General features: G+C 33.6%; 20 protein-coding genes. 11 read left to right on the top strand and 9 right to left on the bottom strand.

The annotated features are described in order from the left end of the window. Positions 1-184: 184 nt before the first annotated feature. Entirely contained in the window at positions 185-1,675 is a 1,491-nt protein-coding gene (locus QYS48_RS13460; protein WP_308356362.1) for a Gfo/Idh/MocA family oxidoreductase, read from the top strand. A 136-nt stretch (positions 1,676-1,811) separates the two neighbouring features. Further along, complete coding sequence (locus QYS48_RS13455) at positions 1,812-2,633, top strand: DUF1080 domain-containing protein (RefSeq protein WP_302124393.1); 822 nt, start codon at positions 1,812-1,814, stop codon at positions 2,631-2,633. 62 nt (positions 2,634-2,695) lie between these two features. Here QYS48_RS13455 and QYS48_RS13450 read toward each other — a convergent pair whose 3' ends face one another. From QYS48_RS13450 to QYS48_RS13440, 3 genes are all read right to left on the bottom strand, one after another. Then, positions 2,696-3,592 carry a sugar phosphate isomerase/epimerase gene (locus QYS48_RS13450; protein ID WP_308356361.1) on the bottom strand — a complete coding sequence of 299 codons (897 nt, stop codon included), beginning with the start codon at positions 3,590-3,592 and terminating at the stop codon, positions 2,696-2,698. A 67-nt stretch (positions 3,593-3,659) separates the two neighbouring features. Then, positions 3,660-4,085 carry a large-conductance mechanosensitive channel protein MscL gene (gene mscL / locus QYS48_RS13445; RefSeq protein WP_308356360.1) on the bottom strand — a complete coding sequence of 142 codons (426 nt, stop codon included), beginning with the start codon at positions 4,083-4,085 and terminating at the stop codon, positions 3,660-3,662. A gap of 101 nt (positions 4,086-4,186) precedes the next feature. Next, on the bottom strand, positions 4,187-4,735 hold the full coding sequence (locus tag QYS48_RS13440; RefSeq protein ID WP_308356359.1) for a DUF2911 domain-containing protein: 549 nt from the start codon (positions 4,733-4,735) through the stop codon (positions 4,187-4,189). A gap of 72 nt (positions 4,736-4,807) precedes the next feature. Here QYS48_RS13440 and QYS48_RS13435 point away from each other — a divergent pair, with 72 nt between their 5' ends. Together QYS48_RS13435 and QYS48_RS13430 are read left to right on the top strand one after the other, a co-directional pair. Continuing rightward, complete coding sequence (locus tag QYS48_RS13435; protein WP_302124387.1) at positions 4,808-5,290, top strand: dCMP deaminase family protein; 483 nt, start codon at positions 4,808-4,810, stop codon at positions 5,288-5,290. Positions 5,291-5,382: 92 nt separating this feature from the next. Continuing rightward, the gene (locus tag QYS48_RS13430) at positions 5,383-5,880 is read left to right on the top strand and encodes a hypothetical protein (protein WP_308356358.1); all 498 of its coding nucleotides are present in this window, start codon (positions 5,383-5,385) and stop codon (positions 5,878-5,880) included. Positions 5,881-5,893: 13 nt separating this feature from the next. Here QYS48_RS13430 and murB read toward each other — a convergent pair whose 3' ends face one another. After that, complete coding sequence (gene murB, locus QYS48_RS13425) at positions 5,894-6,919, bottom strand: UDP-N-acetylmuramate dehydrogenase (protein ID WP_308356356.1); 1,026 nt, start codon at positions 6,917-6,919, stop codon at positions 5,894-5,896. Positions 6,920-6,999: 80 nt separating this feature from the next. On the opposite strand from murB, the gene QYS48_RS13420 reads away from it, so the two are divergent. Beyond that, a complete protein-coding gene (locus QYS48_RS13420; RefSeq protein ID WP_302101221.1) occupies positions 7,000-7,800 on the top strand; it encodes a lipopolysaccharide assembly protein LapB in 801 nt (266 codons plus the stop codon). A gap of 9 nt (positions 7,801-7,809) precedes the next feature. On the opposite strand, the gene xseB is transcribed toward QYS48_RS13420, so the two are convergent. The 5 genes from xseB to dnaG all read right to left on the bottom strand — a co-directional run bounded on the left by xseB (position 7,810) and on the right by dnaG (position 12,727). Next, positions 7,810-8,013: an exodeoxyribonuclease VII small subunit gene (xseB, locus tag QYS48_RS13415; protein ID WP_302101222.1), complete on the bottom strand. Its 204-nt coding sequence runs from the start codon at positions 8,011-8,013 to the stop codon at positions 7,810-7,812. A 44-nt stretch (positions 8,014-8,057) separates the two neighbouring features. Beyond that, positions 8,058-8,840, bottom strand: a complete 783-nt coding sequence (gene surE / locus QYS48_RS13410) for a 5'/3'-nucleotidase SurE (RefSeq protein WP_308356355.1) — start codon at positions 8,838-8,840, stop codon at positions 8,058-8,060. Between the two features lie 7 nt (positions 8,841-8,847). Next, positions 8,848-9,480: a hypothetical protein gene (locus QYS48_RS13405; protein ID WP_308356354.1), complete on the bottom strand. Its 633-nt coding sequence runs from the start codon at positions 9,478-9,480 to the stop codon at positions 8,848-8,850. A 1-nt stretch (position 9,481) separates the two neighbouring features. Continuing rightward, positions 9,482-10,705 carry a bifunctional 3,4-dihydroxy-2-butanone-4-phosphate synthase/GTP cyclohydrolase II gene (locus QYS48_RS13400; RefSeq protein ID WP_308356353.1) on the bottom strand — a complete coding sequence of 408 codons (1,224 nt, stop codon included), beginning with the start codon at positions 10,703-10,705 and terminating at the stop codon, positions 9,482-9,484. Positions 10,706-10,804: 99 nt separating this feature from the next. Continuing rightward, the gene (gene dnaG / locus QYS48_RS13395) at positions 10,805-12,727 is read right to left on the bottom strand and encodes a DNA primase (protein WP_308356352.1); all 1,923 of its coding nucleotides are present in this window, start codon (positions 12,725-12,727) and stop codon (positions 10,805-10,807) included. Between the two features lie 137 nt (positions 12,728-12,864). Here dnaG and QYS48_RS13390 point away from each other — a divergent pair, with 137 nt between their 5' ends. The 6 genes from QYS48_RS13390 (at position 12,865) to QYS48_RS13365 (ending at position 22,838) form a co-directional block, all read left to right on the top strand. Next, entirely contained in the window at positions 12,865-13,959 is a 1,095-nt protein-coding gene (locus QYS48_RS13390; protein ID WP_308356351.1) for an Mrp/NBP35 family ATP-binding protein, read from the top strand. Between the two features lie 12 nt (positions 13,960-13,971). After that, complete coding sequence (locus QYS48_RS13385; RefSeq protein ID WP_302124383.1) at positions 13,972-14,247, top strand: NifU family protein; 276 nt, start codon at positions 13,972-13,974, stop codon at positions 14,245-14,247. 111 nt (positions 14,248-14,358) lie between these two features. Beyond that, positions 14,359-17,313 (top strand): M43 family zinc metalloprotease, encoded by a 2,955-nt coding sequence (locus tag QYS48_RS13380; protein ID WP_308356350.1) that lies wholly within the window; start codon positions 14,359-14,361, stop codon positions 17,311-17,313. Positions 17,314-17,455: 142 nt separating this feature from the next. Beyond that, complete coding sequence (locus QYS48_RS13375; protein WP_308356349.1) at positions 17,456-20,140, top strand: D-alanine--D-alanine ligase; 2,685 nt, start codon at positions 17,456-17,458, stop codon at positions 20,138-20,140. Further along, positions 20,137-20,925 carry a PASTA domain-containing protein gene (locus QYS48_RS13370; RefSeq protein ID WP_302101228.1) on the top strand — a complete coding sequence of 263 codons (789 nt, stop codon included), beginning with the start codon at positions 20,137-20,139 and terminating at the stop codon, positions 20,923-20,925. Before QYS48_RS13375 ends, QYS48_RS13370 begins: the two co-directional genes overlap by 4 nt. Continuing rightward, on the top strand, positions 20,922-22,838 hold the full coding sequence (locus QYS48_RS13365; RefSeq protein WP_308356347.1) for a T9SS type A sorting domain-containing protein: 1,917 nt from the start codon (positions 20,922-20,924) through the stop codon (positions 22,836-22,838). Before QYS48_RS13370 ends, QYS48_RS13365 begins: the two co-directional genes overlap by 4 nt. The last annotated feature ends 7 nt before the right edge of the window (positions 22,839-22,845 follow it).

Genomic DNA, 22,845 nt, shown 5'->3' with positions numbered 1-22,845 from the left:
TCTACTCCACTAAAACCACTAAGTGTAAAAAATACACTATCAAGAAAAACAAATTAAATACTGTATATCAATCACTTATCTTCCTTATTACAATACAGCCACGACCTTTTACCAAATTATTTTATGTTTTATTCGAGAGATTTCATAATTTCATTCCAATCAAAAACTCATAAAACTATTTATTATGGACGACTCAAATAAAGATAATCACTTAAATAGACGGAAATTCCTAAGGAATATGGGATTAGCTGCTGCAGGTATAACTATAGTACCAAGCAATGTAATCGCAGGCTTAGGTCATACAGCACCTAGCGATAAACTAAATATTGCAGGAATTGGTGTGGGCGGTATGGGCCGTACCAATTTACGCCACATGAATTCACAAAACATTGTGGCTTTAGCAGATGTGGATTGGAAATATGCTGATAGAACATTTAAAGATTATCCTAAAGCAAAAAAATATAAGGATTATCGAAAAATGTTAGAAGAAATGGACAAGGATATTGATGCTGTAATGATTAGTACTCCTGACCATACACATTATGTTTCAGCTAAAGATTCTATGAATGCTGGAAAACATATTTATCTTCAAAAGCCTTTGACTCATTCCGTTTATGAGTCAAGAAAATTAAGAGAATTAGCGGATGAAACAGGTGTGGCTACCCAAATGGGTAACCAAGGGAATTCTTCTGATGACATGCGTAAAGTGTGCGAATGGATTTGGAATGGAGAAATCGGAGAAGTTACAAAAGTGGATGCTTGGACAGATAGACCTATATGGCCACAAGGCTTAGAAAGACCAGGTGAGAAAATGGACGTTCCTAAAACACTGGATTGGGACTTATTCATAGGACCTGCACAATATAGGCCTTATCACGAAGCTTATACTCCGTGGAACTGGCGAGCATGGTGGGACTTCGGTACTGGTGCATTAGGTGATATGGCTTGTCATATTATGGATCCTGTTTATAAAGCTTTAGAATTAGGTTACCCATATGCCTTTGAAGCAAGTTCATCTCAGGTAAATACTGAAAGTGCTCCAATGGCTGAAAAAGTAACCTATTATTTTGGAGAAAGACCTAAGAAAGGTAAAATCAATATGCCTGGAGTAGAATTCACATGGTATGATGGAGGCCTAAAACCTGACAGACCTGAAGGCTTGAAAGAAGGTATGTACCCTGGTGACCAAAGAGGTTGGGGCGGTGCAATCTTCTACGGTACTAAAGGAACTTTAGTCTGCGGTACTTACGCTATGGATCCATTTATTATTGGTAGAGAGGATAATCCACCACCCGTTACTAATGAATTAAGAAGAATTCCTAAAGCTATGGAAGGCGGTCATGAAATGGACTGGGTAAGAGCAGCAAAAGAAGATAAGAAATCAAGAGTTGAATGTAGCTCTAACTTTGCTTATGCAGGACCATTAAACGAAGTAGTGGTTGCGGGTAATCTTGCTGTTAGACTTCAAGATCTAAGAAGAAAGCTAGATTGGGATGCTGAGAAAATGGAAATCACCAACATTGGCGATGATGAACAAATTAGAGTAGTAACTACAGATAGCTTTACTGTTGTTGATGGTGATCCAAGATTCGATACGAAATATGACACCATGAATGCGAAGCAAGCAGCCAAAGAATATATCAAAAGAACATATAGAGAGGGCTGGAGCTATTGATATAATAAATTATTGTTAGTCATAGCTCATAAATCTCATTTTTATTGATTTAAGTTAATTTGAAATATGAGGTATGACTATAATCTATTAAATAAATACAATCACATATATTTTCTAAATTTTTAAATATAAAAACATGAAAAAATCAATATTTATCGGTTGTGTTGCCATGATGGCAATTTACGCATGCGATAGTAGTAAAAAGGGAAACTCAGAAGAAGCTTCAGATGCAGAAGCTAAAGAAGAGATGGTTGAAGAAGTAGCAGAAGCTCAACCAGCAGAAGAAATGCACAATACTTTAACGGAAGCAGAAAAAGCAGATGGTTGGATGTTATTATTTGACGGTAAATCAACAGAAGGTTGGAGAGGTTACAAAAAAGAAACATTTCCAGTTGCGTGGAATATTGAAAATGAAGCTTTACATATACAAGGATCAGGAAGAGGTGAAGCTGGAGCAAAAGATGGTGGAGATATTGTATATGACAAAGAGTTTGGCGATTTCCATTTAAGTATTGAGTGGATGGTTGATAGTGCTGCCAACTCTGGTATATTATATAGAGGGAAAGAAGAGTTCGATTATATCTGGAAAACAGCTCCAGAAATGCAAGTACTTGATAATGCTCATCACCCTGATGCTAAATTAGGAAAGAATGGAAACAGACAGGCAGGTTCATTATATGACCTAATCCCTGCTGATCCGCAGAACTTCAAAGGACATGGCACATGGAATAAAGCTGAAGTAATTGCTAAAGGTAATGACATTGTGCATATCCAAAATGGCGACACCGTGGTTCAATATACAATCGGTTCTGATAGAATGGCTGATTTAATCGCTAACAGTAAATGGGCTGAGATTAACGAAAACTGGGGTAATATTGCTCCTTCAGGTTTAATTGCTTTACAAGATCATGGAGATAATGTTTGGTATAGAAATATCAAAATCAAAGAATTGAAGTAAGGTAAAAGTCGGAAGTTGGAAGCTCTAAGAACCTCCAACTTCTGACTTCCCACTTCTAACTTCTAACTCTTTTTAATTCCCTTTAAGTATTCGTAACTTTTAGTAATCTCTTCAAAAGGTTTACCACTTTTCGTATCATCTTGTTCAACAAAGAATTGCTTTAATCCAGCTGTAGATGCATGATTAAAGATATTCTTCCAATCAATCACACCTTCTCCAACAGCTGAGAAAAACTGATCTTCTCCAGCTGCCATATCCTTTACATGCCAAAGTGGAAACCTTCCCTCATTATCCTTAAAATATTGAATGGGGTCTACCCCTGCCCTTGCCGTCCAGTATAAGTCTAATTCAAATTTAACTAGATTAAGGTCACATTCAGAAAGTAAAAGGTCGTATGGAATTTCACCGTCTAATTTCATGAATTCAAAATCATGATTATGATACGCCATTTGCAATCCATATTCTTTAGCCGTTTCTCCACAGGAGTTCAGTAAATCGGAAAGATTTTTATAGTCATCAATAGATTTTCGTTCAGAATCAAATAAATACGCGCATACTATGTATGATTGGCCTAGCTCAGCAGCATCTGCTACAGTTCGTTCCCAGTCATTTGTCATTGTCCCAACATTATCTGGCATAGACCAGCCCGTTAATACATGACTACTTTTAGCTTTCACACCTAAATTATTAAATATAGACTTGACTTCCTTTATACTGTTGCCAAAGTACTTCCCATTAGAATAATTAAATAATTCTAGATTTTTATAGCCTATTTTAGCAGCTCGTTCAATAGTCCCTTTGAAATCCTCTTCTAGACTTTTCCTAAGAGTATAGATTTGTAGACCAGCCTCACCCGCTACTCCCTGTACGTTTGAACTACATGAAGCTAAAATAGAGGGAGAAACAAAAGCTAAGGCAGATGCAATACCTGCATTTCTAATAAATTTACGTCTTTCCATAGTTATGATGTTTGATCATTGAATTTAGCAATAATTGTAATGACAAGGAAATGCTTTACCAAAAGGATTATTTTCTATTCTCTTTTAAAAGATCTCTTATTTCAGCTAACAACTCAATATTTTTAGGTGTTGCCACAGTATTGTCTTCCTCATTTTCAGACCTTTTCCTTAATTTATTAAATGTCTTCACTACTAAATAAATGCAAAAGGCAATGATTAGAAAATCGACAGAAGATTGAATTAAATTACCATAATTAATGGAAACAGCTGCATGAAGCAAATTACCTTCCTTATCGTACTCTTCCGCTCTAAATACATACTTAAGATCTTTAAAATTTATTCTCCCAACGAAAATGCTAAGAATAGGCATAATCAAATCTGAAACAATTGAATTGACTACTTTAGTAAAAGCTGAACCAATAATGATCCCAATTGCCATATCAAATACATTTCCTTTAATTGCAAATTCCTTAAATTCTTTTAAAAACTTCATAGCTAAAATGGATATAGTGGAAAAATGAGAACAAAAAAATAGCTGCCATACGAAAGCATGGCAGCTACTATAAAAATAATTAAATACTGATATTAATATTCTTATAGAAATTCAAATGGGATACTTATCATAGTATTCGCCCAAATCATTTGAAGGCTAACATCACCATTTGCTTGATCAAATCTGATTGTAAAGGGTTCATACATCTCATCTGATTTATTAACCGGAACTTCGAATCTCAATAAATCTTGTTCTTCATCATACTTATATGCTCCCCATTGGCCAACATCTTTATTTAAAATTATAGTCCAGCTTTTAGCACCTGGTATAGTAAACATAGAATATGTTCCAGCAGGAACAGTTTCACCGGCCATTTTTACATCAGAAGTTACGGTAATTTCAGTTGCTTCATTAGCTCCCGTTCTCCATATTTTTCCTAAAGGAGCTAATTCTGATGTTTCTGTAAAAGCTTCTCTACCTCTTAAATGAGGTCTTCCGTAAGTCACCTTTACGTAAGTATCTTCGAAAGTATAAGTAACCATTCCTAAAGGACTTGGCTTTTGTTTTAAAGCTTCTTGCGCATGCGCATCAATACTAAAAATAGCAAGCATGATGAAACAAGCTAAAATTGATGTGAATAATTTTTTCATGATTTCCTGTTTTATTTTAAAGCAATTTACAATTTTATTAATCATAGTGCCATTATCCCTTATATTTGTTTTATGGAAAAACCACAATTCGATGATATTTTCATGGAGCTAGCTGTAAACCTAGCAAAACGTTCTCATTGCATAAAAAGGCATGTGGGTGCAGTGTTAACAAAAGAAACAAGAATTATTTCTATCGGCTATAATGGGCCTCCTGCAGGTACTCATAACTGTGATGAGGAGTTCCCTGGTAAAGGCTGTGGACTCGATTCTAAGGGAAGCTGTATGTTAGCAATTCATGCTGAACAGAATGCCATTATGTATGCTGTTAAGAATAATGCTTCCGTAGAGAACTCCACTCTTTATGTTACGCTATCCCCTTGCCTATCATGTGCGAGAATTATTTTTAGCATGGGAATAAAAAAAGTAATTTACCTAAATTCTTACGCTCAATATAAAGGCTTGGAAAGAGATGAAGGTCTAGATTTTCTCCAAAAATTTGGTGTAGAGGTAGAACACTATGAAGGAAACCTTCAAAATGTTACACATATGATTTGATCTACCTAATGGTTTTCTAAAAGTAAAAACTGGAAAAAGGTATATTATCGATAAAACCTTTTACTTTTGAACTTCAACTTAATTAAAAATACATGAAAAATTTAAAATTACTATTCGTTTTAGTAGCAAGCATGTTCTTATTCCAAGCTTGTAATGATGATGAAACTGCAAAAGAAGGTGAAGTAGAAGGTCTATGGAATGTAACTAACTTTACAGTTGACTTTACGATCAATGGTGAAAGTTTTACTGATTTTTTTGCTGATGATCAATCTACTGCTGATTTAGTTGAAGAAATTTTAACGGCTTCTTTTGAAGATAGTTTTGGTGGTACAATCGAATTTAAAAGTGACGGAAGTTATGTAGCTCAAGATGACAATAACACAACGGGTGAGGGAACTTGGTCAATTAATTCTGACGGCACCGTTTTAACGCTTGATGGAGGTACAGCTGAAGAATTTTCTTTTGATGTAATTACTGCAACCAAAAGTTCATTAGTATTAAATTACACTGAATCTCAAAGTCAGGATATTGACTTTGACGGAACAACTGATGAAGTGTCTACTTCTTTAGATTTAACATTATCAAAATAATATTAGCATAATATTAAATAAAATTAACTTCAGGGCTTAATTCAATACCAAACTTAGATTGAATTGAGCTCTGTATTTTTTTAGCCAAATTTAAAATATCTCTCCCTCTACCCTGACCATGATTCACCAACACAAGCGCTTGCTTATGGTGAACTCCTACTCCATTCTCTTCATAGCCCTTCCAACCTGCTTTTTCAATTAACCAACCGGCAGCAAGTTTTATTTGCCCACTTTCTAATTCATAGCTAGGAATAGATGGATATTGTTCCTTTAAAGCCTCAAATTGAAAACTGTCAATAATAGGATTTTTAAAGAAACTTCCAGAATTACCAATTTCTGCAGGATTAGGGAGCTTTGACTCTCTGATTTCAATAACAGCATTGCTTACATCTTTAATAGAGGGTTTATTTATATCCCTTTGTTCCAGCACATCTCTAATGACTCCGTATTCAAGACTTAATTTGTGAAAATTCTTTTTGTGTAATCGGAAACTTACTGACACTATCAAATACTTCCCTTTCAGTTTGTGTTTAAAAACACTTTCACGATAACCAAATTTACATGCATCAGTATTGAAGCTTTCAATTTCTCCACTTTCCAGATTTACAGCTTCTAAATTCTCAAAAGTATCTTTGATCTCTATACCGTAAGCTCCAATATTTTGCATTGGCGCGGCCCCAACCGTTCCTGGGATTAATGATAAATTTTCTAAACCTCCCCAATCATTATTGATAGTAAATAGTACGAATTCATGCCAATTAACCCCTCCACCAACTTTAACAGTCACAGTTTCATCATCTTCTGCAACTTTTTTAATACCGCTAATTTTATTTATTACAACTAAACCATGAAAGTCATCAGTTAATAAAATATTACTCCCGCCTCCCAAAATAAGATGGGAATTTTCCTTCCATTCTTTACTCTCTAATAATAATTGAAATTCTTCTATTGTATTTATCTCAATTAACAAATCAGCAACAGCGCTAAAGCCAAAGGTATTGTAGGAACGGAGAGATTCTGACTTAAGGAAATTTAACATAAGATATTTAATGGTATTAAAAATTGGATTTTAAATTCAAAACTATTTTATTAGTTAAATCTATTATCCCTAAAATTACTATGAAAAACTTATTCCTCACAACTATTACAATTTTCATTTGTACAGCATGCACTAACCATAAAGAAAAAGGGGCAGAACTCTTTGAATCAGGCCAATATGACAAAGCCTTATATCATTTTGAAGAAGTTTTGAGTCTTGATCCACGAAATGAAATGATGCTCTATAATGCTGCTAGATGTTATGAAGAATTAGGAATGTATGATGAAGCAATCCTTGGATATGAAAAGAGCATAAATCAAAAAAAAGATTTAGCAATAGCCTATTTGGGTAGAGGAAGATCATACTTTAAAAATGGTGATTATAAAAGTGCTACGATTGACTTCGGAAATGTACTCTATTATGATAAGAAAAATGAAGATGCTCTTTTTTATGCCGGACTAAGCTTTATGAAAGATTCAGTTTATGAAAAAGCAGGAAAAGCTTTCAGTGCTTTACTTGAGTTAAATCCTGATCATTCTAAAGCAAGGTTTAATAGAGGCGTATTATATGCAATTCAGGCTAATACACTATTTGCTCTTTCAGATTTTAACAATCTCATAAGAAATAAAAAATATCTCTCAAACTCCTATTTTAACAGAGGTATGATCTACCAACACATGGAAAACTATGCAGGAGCAGTACACGATTATAACAAAGCAATTGAATTGGGGCTCAAAAGTGAATCAATATTTATTAAGCGAGCTGAATGTTATATAATTCAAAAAGATATTGTAAAAGCTTGTGAAGACTACCACGAACTTATAAAATATGATGAAATGAAAGCGCAAGAATATATTAGCAAATACTGTGTTGAGCTATAATTTATATAATTATTCTTCTAAATCATTAAATGCACCTTCAACCCTGTTTTCAGCATTCTTCAACATGGCCTTACAATTTTTCAATAACTCCATAGATTCATTAACATAAGCTGTTAATTGATCTATTGGAATATCTTCATTTTCTACTTTATTCAAAATCTCTTCTAGTTTGTGAAGTGATTCTTCATAGCCAAGTTTTTTTTTCTTTGCCATTATTGAAAATTATAAGATTTCAAAAATATAATTTATTCAAATTGTTAATCTATTTTGATATCCCATTCATCATTCAATTGACTAATGGTATGATGAGCAGTTAAATCAAACTGACAAGGGACAACAGACACATAATTATTAGCAATAGCCCACTCATCGTTATCTTCTCCCTTATCAAAATTCACGAAATTTCCCGCCATCCAAAAATATCTTCTTCCATTTGGATCATATCTTTGGTCAAATTCCTCTTCCCATTTAGCTCGTGCTTGTCTACAAACCTTCACTCCCTTTATTTTTTCATTTCGTTTTGGAGGGAAATTCACATTGAGTGTTGTGTATTTAGGAAGACCAGTCTTAAGGACTTGTTTTGCTATAGCTTTTACATAATCTAATGTATGTTCAAAATCTGCATCCTGAGCGTAATCACATAGTGAAAAGCCTATAGAAGGATAACCTTCAATAGCTCCTTCAATAGCTGCCGACATGGTGCCTGAATACAACACACTAATTGAAGTATTGCTTCCATGATTAATACCACTCACTACCAAATCAGGGTTTCGATCTTTCAAAACATGATGCTTAGCTAGTTTAACACAATCTGCTGGAGTACCAGATGATTCATAAGCAGCTATATCATCTCCAAAAATGTCTGTTTTATCTAATCGTAAAGTATTTCCAATCGTAATTGCATGTCCCATTCCGGATTGAGGACTATTGGGCGCCACTACTACTACTTCTCCTAACTCCTTCATGCATTCCACTAAATGACGGATTCCTTTACTAGTTACTCCATCATCATTACTTACTAATATTAAAGGTCTTTCCATAAATCATTTACTTTCGTCCAGATACTAATCCATTATAATATTTCATAATAGTTACTAAATCACCCTGTTTTGTTGTTTTTAACCTTCTGTCTTTTACGAATTCCTCAACCTGTTCTTTATATACGCCAAAAAACGAGTACAAATCTTTCTTTTTCTCACTATATTTATGAATTACGCCATCATTAGTCAGTAAAAAATAGTCATAAGTAAGTATTTCTCTGCCTCCAAAACTTCTAGAAGGCCTGTACATTGGATTTCCAAACCTATTATTATCGATTACAACATACTCTCTAGTCATGAAAGTAATATAGCCCTCCTCTAAGATTTCAAAAAAGACAGGTACCTTCATTCTTCCTTTCAAATCATAAGGAATAGAATATACCGTTCTCGGACGATTAAAATATTGACAATTAAAACGAAAGAAAAGAACATTTTGTGAAGTAAACGTTCTCACCCTATTTTTATCACCAGAAAATTGAACTAGGTTCGATTCAAAATCATACTGAATATTACCCCTTAATGTATCTTGAGAGTCTAAAACAACTATACCTGGATGCCACATTTCTTGCGGCAAATCTTGCCCAGAAGATATAAAGGTTGCTACAAAATAGAATACAATAAAGAGGTTGAAATTTTTCACTTTAATCCTTTTTAAGAATGGTATGCCCCATTTTATCTCTTTTAGTTCGTAGGTAATTTTCATTATGCTTATTAGGTGGAATTTCTAATGCAACATTTTCTACAATTTCCAGGCCATAACCAAGTAATCCAGCTCTTTTTGTTGGATTATTTGAAATCAATCGAATTTTTCTAACTCCTAATTTTCTAAGAATCTGAGCTCCAACACCATAATCTCTCTCATCCATTTTAAAGCCAAGAGCAACATTAGCTTCAACTGTATCCATTCCCTCTTCCTGTAGCTTATATGCCCTCAATTTATTCATTAAACCTATTCCTCTACCCTCTTGGTTCATATAAACAATAACACCTTTGCCTTCTTTCTCTATCATCTCCATGGCCTGATGTAATTGTGGTCCACAATCACATCGGCATGAACCAAATATATCGCCTGTTAAACATGAGGAATGAACTCTTACCATGATAGGTTCATCTTCTTCCCATTCGCCTTTTACTAATGCTAAATGGTTATCTTTCGTATTGGTTTGTTCAAATGCCACTAATTTAAAGTCACCAAAATCAGTTGGCATTTCAACATCAACTTTCTCTTCAACTAATGATTCGTTGTTTAATCGATATTCAATCAAATCCTTAATAGCAACCAGCTTTAAGTTGAAATGATCAGCTACTTTTCTTAAATCGGGAAGACGAGCCATGGTGCCATCTTCATTCATGATTTCAACTAATACACCACCAGGGATTAAGCCAGCTAATCTTGAGAAATCAACGGCAGCTTCAGTATGTCCTGTTCTTCTTAAAACTCCTCCTTTTCTAGCTTTAAGAGGAAATATGTGGCCTGGTTTGCCTAAAACCTCAGGTTTAGTATCAGGATTTACTAAGGCTTGAATAGTTTTTGATCTATCACTAGCAGAAATACCAGTAGTTGTACCTTGCCCTATTAAATCTACAGAAACAGTAAAAGGAGTCTCGAATTGAGCGGTATTTTTACCCACCATTAATTCTAATCCTAATTCATCACATCTGTCTTCAGGCAGAGATGCACAGATTAATCCTCTACCGTGCTTTGACATGAAATTAATTATTTCCGGAGTTACCTTTTCTGCAGCACAAATAAAATCGCCTTCATTTTCTCTATCTTCATCATCTACTACGATGATGATTTCTCCATTTTTAACAGCTTCAATTGCTGATTCTATAGTATCTAATTGGATTCTTTCTGATGACATAAATCTTTGAAAAATAATAAATCACAAAGGTAGCCAATATTTCATGATTACCTGACAAATTTTAAAACGATTACAAATTGATTAGTGTTTTAACAAATTCTATTTTACCACCACCATTCCAAGTAAATTACCTATCTCCAATTTGGCCTGATTAAGCTGCATTAGATATTGTAAGATTACTTCCTCATCAGCCTCACTTTTTACATTTTTCAGTTCCTCTGTATTCTTCTCCATCAAATGTAATATTGATCGGTGCTTTAAACGAAGCACATGTGTATAAATAGAATCATTTAAAATATGACGCTCATGTGGAGTATAGATTTCGAATTTTTTTTCCCAGTTTTCACTTAACTCATAACGATCTGTGTATAGTGAGAAAATAACCTTCCTTACTTCCTCTGAACCATTTTTAATAAAATAAGACTCATTTAAGATTTTACCTTCTTTTAAATGAGCTATAAATTGATTTAAAATTTCACTGTAAACTGGATGGATAAACTCCGTATCATTTAATTCTTGGAGTAAATAATCTATGACTAATTTGTCATCAGCCAACGGTAAATCAGCATAAGTTAAGAGCAGCCGAATACTTTCTTTTTCCTGTAAAGCCGCAACTTCAAAAGGAGTGTATTGCTTTTGAATCTGCTCAGGTGTTTGGCTATAATTTTCACTTAAGTAATTTGCCTGCCTTTTAGTAATATCACCTTTACTTTGCTTATCCCTTAGGACAATCTTATTCTGTTCTGCAACAAGTAAAGCTTCATCTATTTCCAGTATATCGCTACATTCTTTTATATATACTGCACGTTTTACAGGATCAGGAATTTTAGAAATAGACCGAACTATATCTTGAATAGTTTCTGCTTTCCTGATAGGATCTTTTTTGGTTTCCTGAAGTAATAAATCAGATTTGAACCGAATGAAATCTTTAGCATTTTCATTCAAATAATTCTTGAATGCCTCATCTCCCATTTTCTGAGAGTAGCTGTCAGGATCTTCACCATCAGGAAAAATTACAACTTTAACATTAAGCCCTCCTTCTAAAATCAAATCAATACCTCGCATTGCAGCCTTTAAACCTGCAGCATCCCCATCAAAAAGAACGGTAACATTATCTGTATAGCGACCAATCAATTTAATTTGTTGAGTGGTTAATGAAGTTCCTGAAGACGCAACTACATTTTCAACTCCCGATTGATGTAGCGAAATTACATCTGTATATCCTTCAACCAAATAACAATTTTCTTCATTCCTGATACTCTGTTTGGCCTGAGAAATTCCATAAAGCACCTCACTTTTATGATACACCTCTGTTTCAGGCGAATTAATATACTTTGGCTGCTTTTTATCATTCACCAATATTCTAGCCCCAAAAGCAATGGGTTTACCCGAAATGGAATGAATCGGAAAAATTACTCTGTTTCTAAATCTATCGTAAGTCTTATCTTCTTTTTTAATAATAAGACCTGCCTTTTCTAATAACTCTTCAGTATGTCCCGCTTTTTTTGCTGCATTTATTAGCCCATCCCATTGATCTAATGTATATCCTAGATCAAATTTATCAATAGTAGCATTTGAAAATCCTCTTTCTTTAAAATAACTTAAACCAACAGACTTTCCTTGAGGATTATTGTGTAATAAGTCTTTAAAATATTCAGCAGCAAAATTTAAAACAATATAAAGCGATTCCTTTTCATTATATGCTTCTTGTTGTTCGGGAGAGCTTTCAGTTTCTTCAATTTCAATCCCATATTTTTCTGCCAACTGTCGGATTGCTTCAGGGAAATTCAATCCTTCTAAATCCATAATAAATTGAATTGAATCACCGGCTTTACCACATCCGAAGCATTTATAGATACCTTTATTAGGAGCAACTGAAAAAGAAGGCGTTTTTTCGTCATGAAAAGGACAGCAAGCCCAAAGATTTTGCCCCTTCTTTTTTAAAGGTACATAATCCCCCACAACCTCTTCAATCTCTACCCTATCTTGAACATCTTGTATCGTTTTTTGACTTAATCCCACTTATTTAGCGCTATTTTTTGTATTTATTTAAACTAATTCCAACTTATTTAGCTTATCAATTGTTAGCTTATTCTATAAAGTTTAACTTGCAACAATTTTGTAGCAAAACTACGGTTTTTTTTAAATATTAAAGATATATGGCTGTTACTAAAGATAGCATAATTAAAGCATTAAGTACTGTTGAAGATCCAGATTTTAAAAAAGATCTGGTAACGCTAAATATGATAAAGGATGTACGCATTGATGGAAATGCGATACATTTCACTGTAGTACTTACTACTCCAGCATGTCCGTTAAAGGAAATCATAAAAAACGATTGTATTAATGCAATTCACAAACATGTAGATGCAGACTTACAAGTATTTCCTAACATGAGTTCTGATGTTACCTCTACTAGAAATACTGAACCTCTTTTACCAAATGTGAAAAACATTATAGCAATCGGTTCCGGAAAAGGTGGAGTTGGAAAATCTACTGTTACTGCAAACTTAGCTGTTGCATTAGCTCAAGAAGGTGCAAAAGTTGGATTGATTGATGCAGATATTTTTGGCCCCTCAATCCCTACCATGTTTAACTGTGAGGCTGAACAACCAGAGGTTAAGCAAGTAAATGGAAAAAATGTAATTGTTCCTATTGAGCAATATGGAATTAAATTAATATCTATAGGATTCTTAACCCCACCAGATAATGCAGTAGTATGGAGAGGACCTATGGCTAGTTCTGCTTTAAAGCAATTTATTAGTGATACAGACTGGGGTGAATTGGATTATCTACTAATAGATTTACCTCCAGGCACAAGTGATATTCATTTAACATTAGTGCAAACAATTCCTGTAACAGGAGCTGTGGTTGTAACCACTCCGCAAAAAGTAGCTTTAGCAGATGCCAAAAAAGCTATTGGAATGTTTAAACAACCACAAATTAATGTTCCAATCTTGGGGATGGTAGAAAATATGGCGTATTTCACACCTGCTGAGCTACCTGATAATAAATACTTTATTTTTGGTGAAGGTGGTGGCTACAAAATGAGTGAGGAGTATGAAATCCCTTTCTTAGGGCAAATGCCACTGGTTCAGTCTATTCGTGAAAGCGGTGATTCGGGATATCCTACTGCCATGAAAGATGGTCCTTCTGCTGATGCTTTCAGAGAATTAGCTCAAAAACTTGCTAGACAAGTAGCCATTAGAAATGCGAGTATGGCAGGTACCAAAACAGTTGAAATGACTAGTTGAAATTAAAAAATTATGGAAATTTTAGATAGAGTTGAAAAAGCATTAGATTCCATCAGACCTTATTTAGAGGCAGATGGTGGAAATGTAAAGGTTCTAGATATAAACGAGGGTATACTTAGACTCGAATTATTAGGTGCTTGCGGAAATTGCCCGATGTCAACAATGACATTAAAAGCTGGAGTTGAGGAAGCTGTTAAAAAAGCAGTACCCGAAATCATATCAGTGGAAGCGATAAATATTACATCAGCTGATGATCCAAATGCAGAGTTACCCCAAACAATGAAATAAATTCGTATTGTTTAACATATGCCAGAAGTATAAAATTAGTTTTTTACTTCTGGCATTATTCTTGGTTTTAAATATCAGTCTATTTAATTTAGAGCAAACTATTTAAACCAAATGCAAAGAAAAAACCTCTCTTATATTGATTTCATTTTTAGGAGTGGTTTATACATTCTCATCACAACATTACCTCTTTTTAGCATTTCGGCTCAAGAAAGATGTGCCGTACCAAAAATACTCGAAGAAAGAGCTCGTAATAACCCTAATTTAAGTACCCAACAATTTGAAAATTGGCTTTCTAGTCAACAAATATTACAGAAAGTTTTATCCCCTCTCAGAACACGGAAAGAAAAAGTTACAGTACCCGTTGTTTTTCACATCATTCATAATGGAGAAGCAATAGGAACAGGAGGTAACTTATCAAAAGAACGTATAGACAGACAGCTGGAAATATTGAATGAAGATTTCAATAGACTTAATGCCGATACAACGGAAACTTTAGATGAATTTAAAGCTTTGGCATCTTCTTTCGATATTGAATTCATTTACGCCAAACAAGACCCTGATGGCTTTGAAACATCCGGAATTGTAAGAATACCAGGAAGCCTAGTTGATTATAGTTATCAAGAAAGATCTATACTAACAGCAGAGAGCTATTGGCCAGCAGAGGATTATTTAAATATATGGGTAGCTGATCTAGCGGGAGGTAGTTTAGGATGGGCTGAATTTCCAATTTCTAATCTTGAAGGTTTGGAGGAAGCCAGTAATAATCGATTAATTGATGGAGTTACCATTGATTATGTATTTTTTGGAGAAAACCCTGATAGCCCAACCTTTGAAAGTAAAGGAAGAACCCTGACACATGAAATGGGACATTTTTTTGGATTAAGGCATATTTGGGGTGATGGCGGCTGTTCTGTAGATGACTTTTGTGAAGATACGCCTACCGCTAGAAATTCAAGCACAGGTTGTAATCTTGGAAAAATTACTTGTGAAAGTTTAGATATGGTACAAAACTTCATGGATTATACTAATGATGCCTGCATGAATATCTTTACTGAAGATCAAAAATCTAGAGTTAGAACGGTTGTAGAAAATAGCCCTAGAAGGTTGAGTCTGACAAGCTCACCTGCATTAGAAGCACCTCCAGTATATGATGTAGATTTAGGCTTATCCGAAGTAAATTCAAGATATACAGGAAGTTGCAGTGGAAATTTCAACCCTCAAATAACGGTAAAGAATCAAGGATTGCTTCCTATTGGCAATTATAGTGTTCAATTATTTGTTAATGATATCTTAGAAGAATCAATTATAGTAGAGGACACACTCAATAGCGGAGAAGAAAAAACCATTTATTTTTCACTATTGAATTTTAATGAAATGGGCGAATATTCAATTTTTTACAATGTTGATTTAATAGGAAGTTTTCTGGATGAAAGAACCGATAACAACCAAAAAATAGAATATTATCAAAGAATACAACAAGCAAGTCTGCCATATGAAAAGTCTTTCAATAACATTACTCCATGGATTATTCGTAATCCAGATGAAGAAGAAAGCTGGCAGATATTTGATGTGGGTCTCGGAGTTCCTTTCTATGGTAATAGACAAAATTTTGGCGAAAGAGAAGATATTATTTCTCCGATCTTTGATTTTACAACTATAAATGTCCCCGAATTAAGTTTCGTATTTTCACAAGTTGGTGATTCTATTCCTAATAATATAAAAATTTATGCTTCCTACGATTGCGGAAGAACGTTTAATGATTTAATTTTTTCCAATTCAATTACCGATTTATCTACAGCCTATCCTACAGATACTGTATTTATACCCGAGCATAGATTAGATTGGGATACCGTAAAAATCGATTTAAATAGATTGAAAGATGAACCCTCAGTTTGCTTTAGCATAGTGGCTGAAAACCGCCTGTCTAACAACTTTTACATTAATGAATTCCGTGTACAGGAATCAAGTAAAAAAAATAGAGAAATTGATATTATAAGATGGGAAGATGTAAACCCTTTAGTCTGTAATGAAACTCTTGAAGGAGTAATAACAGTTAAAAATGTAGGTAGAGAAAATATTGATAGTTATGAGATTCAAATTTTAGAAAACGACAATCTCGTAAATGAATTCACCATGAATAATGAAGTTCTCGTTCCCGGGCAGGAAACCCAAATTAACTTAATCATACCAGTTCCAAGTTCAAATATTAATGAATATGAAATTCAGGTAATTACTCCTTCAAATGATGCAGATATTGTGAATTCACTTTATTTACCATTCTCAAATGACTGTGTTGAGGAATTACCTCCTTTACGCTTAAGTTTAAACGAAAATGGGAGAGATAATTGGTATGAATTCAATCCTGATAAAGATGCAGGCTGGACTTTTAATCCCAATCTGTTAGCAGTAAACAGTAATTCTTCTCAAATTAATACAAAGGGTTCTGAGGATTGGTTAATTAGCCCATTACTTGACGTGAGTAGGGTAAATTATTTAGGATTGATTTTTGATATTTCTTATCGCAAGCCTTTTAGGCAATCAGAAACCTTTGAAATATATATTTCAGATGAAGGAGGTAAATATTTTAAGTCATTAATCTATAGCAAATCCGGAGATTCATTAGCCACCTCTTTAGGTAATGATATAAAGGAGCAACTCATATGGAGAAATGAGTTTGTTGATTTATCTCCCTATGTATTCCGAAATAAAATTAGATTAGCGTTTAAAATAAAACATGATAATGGGCAAGATGTAAATTTAAAAAACATTACATTTTTTGTAGGTCAATCTCCGCCTCCAGCCTATCCGAATACTCTTGAGCCATTTGTTATCTACCCAAATCCAGTACAAAATGAAATTAATTTACATCTGAATCTAGAAATAGCAGAAGAGGCATTTTTTCAAATATTGGATTTAAACGGTAAAGTGATGTTGGAATTCATTGAACCTAAAATTCTCAATCAGTTTATAAGCTTTGATGTATCTCAATTAGCTGCAGGTGTTTACATTCTTAGATTAAATACTGATAGAATATCTGCAACAGAAAGGTTTATCGTAATAAAGTAATCTGAATTCTTCAGTAGATTAATACATTCTGAATTTCATTGGTAAAATTCTTAATAGATATGCTATTTTTACAATTCGAATTTTGATAAACCTGTAGAGTTATCATCAAGTAATATTTTTGAATACAATTGAAAAGTACTAAATGAAGATTGGAATATTTTTCGGAGGACAATCTAGGGAAAGAGAAATCTCCTTTGCGGGTGGAAGAACAGTATATGATAACCTCAATAAATCGATATTTGAAGCAGTGCCCATTTTTGTGGATAGTAAAGGCCATTTCATTTTATTAGATTGGCAATATATTTATAAAGGTACAATTCGAGATTTTTATCCTCCAGTAAAATATTTACCACAATCAGATCTTCCGGTTCAGATATATGCTGAATCATTAGAAAACTTATCCGAAAACGAATGGGGTAAACTAATCAGTGAAGTAGGTAAAAAGTTAGAACCATCTGAATTTAAAGAATATATAGATTTTGCTTTCCTAGCCATGCATGGACCATATGGTGAAGATGGAAATATTCAAGGCATGTTAGAATGGTATGGAATCCCTTATAGTGGTGCAGGAATATTACCATCTTCAATTGGAATAAGTAAAATAGCGCAAAGACAATTATTACAACAAGCTAATTTTGAAAGCCCCAAAAGCATAACATTAAATAAAGCAGATTGGAAAAGCCACGATCATTCTAATATATTTGAGAGCATCAAGAAAGAACTAGGATTACCACTAGTCATAAAAGCTCCGCATCAAGGGTCTTCTATAGGAGTTAGTATTTTAAATGAAGACAATCTTGAGGATTTTGAGAAGCTTATTCAAAAAAGCTTTTTCGAACTTGAAATTCATCATTCCGAATGGTCAAGCTATACTGAAGATGAAAAGATAAAATTCATTGCCAAATTAGTTGATATTAGAGAAGGAATAGGATTGCCAGTAATTCATAATGAATCCATCATTTATACTCCGGATGATTTATTAAATACTTTGAATCAAAAACTTTCTTCAAATTCAGAAAGCATCAAACTTCAAGCTATCGATTCGGAAGATTCTCTTTTGATCGAATCCTTTATAGAAGGAAAAGAATTCTCTTGTATTGTAATTCAAGATGAAAACGGAAAACCTATAGCACTTCCCCCTACTGAAATCAGAAAAGGAAAAGATGTATTTGATTATAGATCGAAATATTTGCCTGGCATAAGTAGGAAAATCACTCCTATCAATGCTCCTCAAGATATTATTGAGAAAATAAGAACTAAATGCGCTAATCTATTTAATGCATTACAGATCGATGTATATGCCAGAATAGATGGATTTATTACTGAAGAAGGTAAAGTATTCTTAAATGATCCGAACACCACTTCAGGTATGTTACCCTCTTCCTTCTTCTTTCATCAAGCTGCGGAAATAGGATTGAATCCTTCTCAATTTTTAAGCTATATTATCAGAACATCTTTAAAAGCTCGATTAAAAACTGGCAAACATCATTTTGAACTTCAGAAGATGGTGAAAAAGCTTGATACTAAATTAGAAGGACTAAAGAATGAAGCTCAGCAGAAAATCAATGTAGGTGTTATTATGGGAGGTTTTTCAACTGAAAGGCATATATCGGTTGAAAGTGGTAGAAATATTTACGAAAAACTAGCTTCTTCAGAAAAGTATTTACCCATTCCTATTTTCTTGAGTGGGGATGAATCCAAGCATATTCTACACATCCTACCCATCAACATTATGTTAAAGGATAATGCTGATGACATAAAAGATAAAATTCAACATTATGAAGTTCACCCTATTATTTCTCAAATAAAATTTGAGTGTCAAGATATAACCGATAAATATGTCTCAGATGGAACAAATGAACTTAAAAAGATTGAATACAGTGATTTAAACAACCTTATTGATGTTGCTTTTATCGCATTACATGGCAGACCAGGTGAAGATGGTGCTGTTCAATCGGAATTAGAGAAATTAAATATCCCATATAATGGATCCGATGTTGAAAGTTCAAAAATCACGATAAATAAATATGATACAAATGAAATTTTGAAGAAAGCAGGAATTTCAGTTGCTGATCATAGATTAGTTTTTGAAGATAAATGGCAATCCAATAAAGAGGCTGAATTAAGTGCTATTGAAGGGCAATTAAACTATCCACTTATTGCGAAACCTGCTGATGATGGTTGTAGCTCTGCAGTGAAGAAAATAAAAAATAGAGCTGAACTAGAAGCTTTTGCTGGCATGATGTTTAGACCTCAAGCTGAATTCATCGAAAGTTTAGCCAAAACATTAAATCTTAAGAAGAACGAGGAATTCCCTCAAAAGAATTTCTTCCTTTTAGAAGAATTAATAGAAAAGAAAGATGCTAAATACTTCCTTGAGATTACAGGAGGCTTATTAACACATTTAAATCATGATGGCTCAGTTAGATATGAAATATTTGAACCATCAGAAGCGTTAGCTGGTGGTGAAGTGTTAAGCCTTGAAGAGAAATTTTTAGCTGGAGAAGGACAAAATATAACTCCTGCTAGGTATACTCCAAAAAGTGAAGAGTATGATAAAGTAGCTGAACAAGTGAAAAACACATTAAAGAAAACCGCTGAAGTGTTAAATATTACGGGTTATGCTCGAATAGATGCTTTTGTTAGAGTTTTTGATGATTTAACAGCAGAAACCATTATTATTGAAGTTAATTCTTTACCTGGCATGACACCTGCCACATGTATTTTTCATCAAACGGCAATCAATGGTTACAAACCATATGACTTTATTGATAAAATACTTTCTTTTGGGACAGAAAAAATGAAAAATCAAACCATTGAAAAATGAAATTAAAAGCTGATTCAGTAAAAGACATATTGATTCATTTAGGAATCATAGTTACCCTAGGCTTAATCATAGTACTCACTTTCTTTTACATTTATTTACCTGTAACTACACATCATGGTGAAAGTATAACGGTACCTCAATTAGAAGGTGTTCATTTGGATGAATTAGATGAATTTCTTCTTGAAAGAGATTTAAGATTTGAGGTAACTGAAGATTCTGGCTATTCAGCTGAATATCCACCATTGACAGTATTAAGTCAAAATCCAAAAGAAGGTAAAAAAGTAAAAGAAAATAGAAAAATTTACGTTTCCTTAAATGCTACTAGTCCACCGAATGTGAAAATGCCAAAATTGGTTGACGGTTCATTAAAAAATGCTCAAATGGTTTTAGAAAGTTATGGTTTATTATTAGGAGATATTACCTATGAGCCTCATGAATTTCAAAATGCTGTTCTGAAACAAAAATTTAATGGGAAAGAAATAGAAGCAGGGTCTGATATTGCTAAAGGCTCAACCATTGATTTGGTAATAGGAAATGGTTTAGGAAGACCTTTTGCTATGCCTGAACTTGTGGGCAATAACAGAGAAGATGCCGAATTTATTATCGTAGGTAGTGGTTTACAAATTGGAAAAGTAAGAACCCGTGAAGATGATGAAAAAGCATCTGGAATCGTACTACAACAATATCCAGAAGCAGGTAGCTCGGTTAGAACTGGTAATCAGGTAGATATTTGGGTTGTAGCACCTAAAAATCAAGAACAATTGTTGACACCGGATAAAATATGAAACCATTATGGCTTCTTAAAATAAAGATTATTTTAATAATTAGTGGTTATTCCATGGTTGCAAGCGCTCAAATCATTGAAAAACCTACAAACTTTAAACGGATAAATCATACAGATTTTAGATCCATAGCTAATCCTGATACAATTACTTTACCCTTTTGGGACGATTTCTCATATGATTTATCGGCTCCAGACAGTTCATTATGGCAATTTGGAGAAAATGTATTTGTCAATAATAGCTATACTTATCTTCCCCCATCATATAATGTCGCAACCTTAGACGGTTTTAATGGTCAGGGCGTAGCTTATGCTGACGATGCTGGTAATAATGGAATTGGTGACAGCCTAGTATCGCAACCCATTGACTTATCAGCTTATTCTGTCAATTCTAATATCAATTTAAGTTTCTTTTGGCAGCAAGGATATGGGGGGTTTGCCCCTGACAATCAGGATTCATTAAAATTAAGCTTTAAAAATGAAGCAGGTGATTGGATTCAAGTAAATGGCTTTGGCGGAACAGGTAATGTAGAACCTACAAAATTCTCACAGCATTTTGAACGAGTGAATGATCAAAGCTTTTTACACTCAGGTTTCCAATTTAAGTTCGAGGTTTCTGGAAATTTAGCAGGTGATTTCGATGTCTGGAATATCGATTATATTTATTTAAACGAAGGAAACACCCCTGTAAGTACTCAGAATAATGCTTATGATTCTTATGAAGACAGGACATTCTCGAGAAAAGCAGAAACCATTTTTAAAGATTATTATGCAATTCCACTACATCATTTAAATAGAAACTGGTTGGAAGAGAACTTAAAACCCTCAAATTTTATCTATAACAATCTATGGGGAGGAAATTCGACTAACTTTTCTTTTGGTACAGAATTTTTCAGCATTGTTTATGATACTCTCAAACCTTTAAACATAATTGATTCACTTGATGTAACTGGAAATTTCATAACTGACCTACAAGATACTGCCTTATTTAATTATGATTTATCAAATAAAGCTGCTTTCATAGATTATTTATTAGCCGAAAAAGAACAAGAGGATTCTATTTATCTTAATTTTCAATTCAACCTGGGAACCAATGACAGCCTATTTTTTGAAACCATTAATGGAGTAGCTAATTATTATCCAAATTTAAGTTTTAGACAAAACGATACAATATCAACCATCATCCCATTAGATGATTTTTATGCTTATGATGATGGCACCGCTGAATCTAGAGTTCAGCTAAATTCTAGAAATTATTTATTAGCTCAAGGCTTTGAGATGATCGGAGAGCAATACCTTACTGGAATAGAAGTTTATGTGCCCAATATTACCCAAAATTCATCTAATCAAAATATAACTTTATTGGTTTGGAGTGACTTAACTGCAAATACTGATGATATTTTAAGGGCTAAAAATGTATTGATTAGTAAAGAAACCGAAATTAATGAATTCCAAAGATTCTCTTTTGATAGACCAGTTTTACTAAGTGGAGAATTTTATATCGGATATAGAGAAGAAAATGACCAGCCTATTTCAATTGGATTTGATAAAAATACTAACAATGCTAATAGGCTTTATTACAACCAAAGTGGGACTTGGGAACCCAATATCATATTAGAAGGAAGTGTGATGATAAGACCAGTTTTTGAAGAGGAACGCATCACTTTATCTACCCGAAATCCATTTAATGAAAACTGGAATATGAGAGTTTATCCGAATCCGAATAGTGGGCTATTAAAGTTTACTGATAATTGGGATACTATCTCTATTTATGATTTACAAGGAAAAATAAAATATCAATCTGATAATAATGAGTATAAAAATGAGTTAAATATCAGTTTCCTTGATAAAGGTTTATACTTTATAAAAATCAGAAAAGGGGATTTAATTTCAACTCAAAAGATACTTCTGAAATAATCTTAAG

The sequence above is a fragment of the Marivirga arenosa genome (genome assembly GCF_030503895.2).
GTDB classification, from domain to species: domain Bacteria; phylum Bacteroidota; class Bacteroidia; order Cytophagales; family Cyclobacteriaceae; genus Marivirga; species Marivirga arenosa.
Note: the sequence above shows the minus strand (reverse complement) of the source record. Positions and strands in the feature narration are given on the sequence as shown.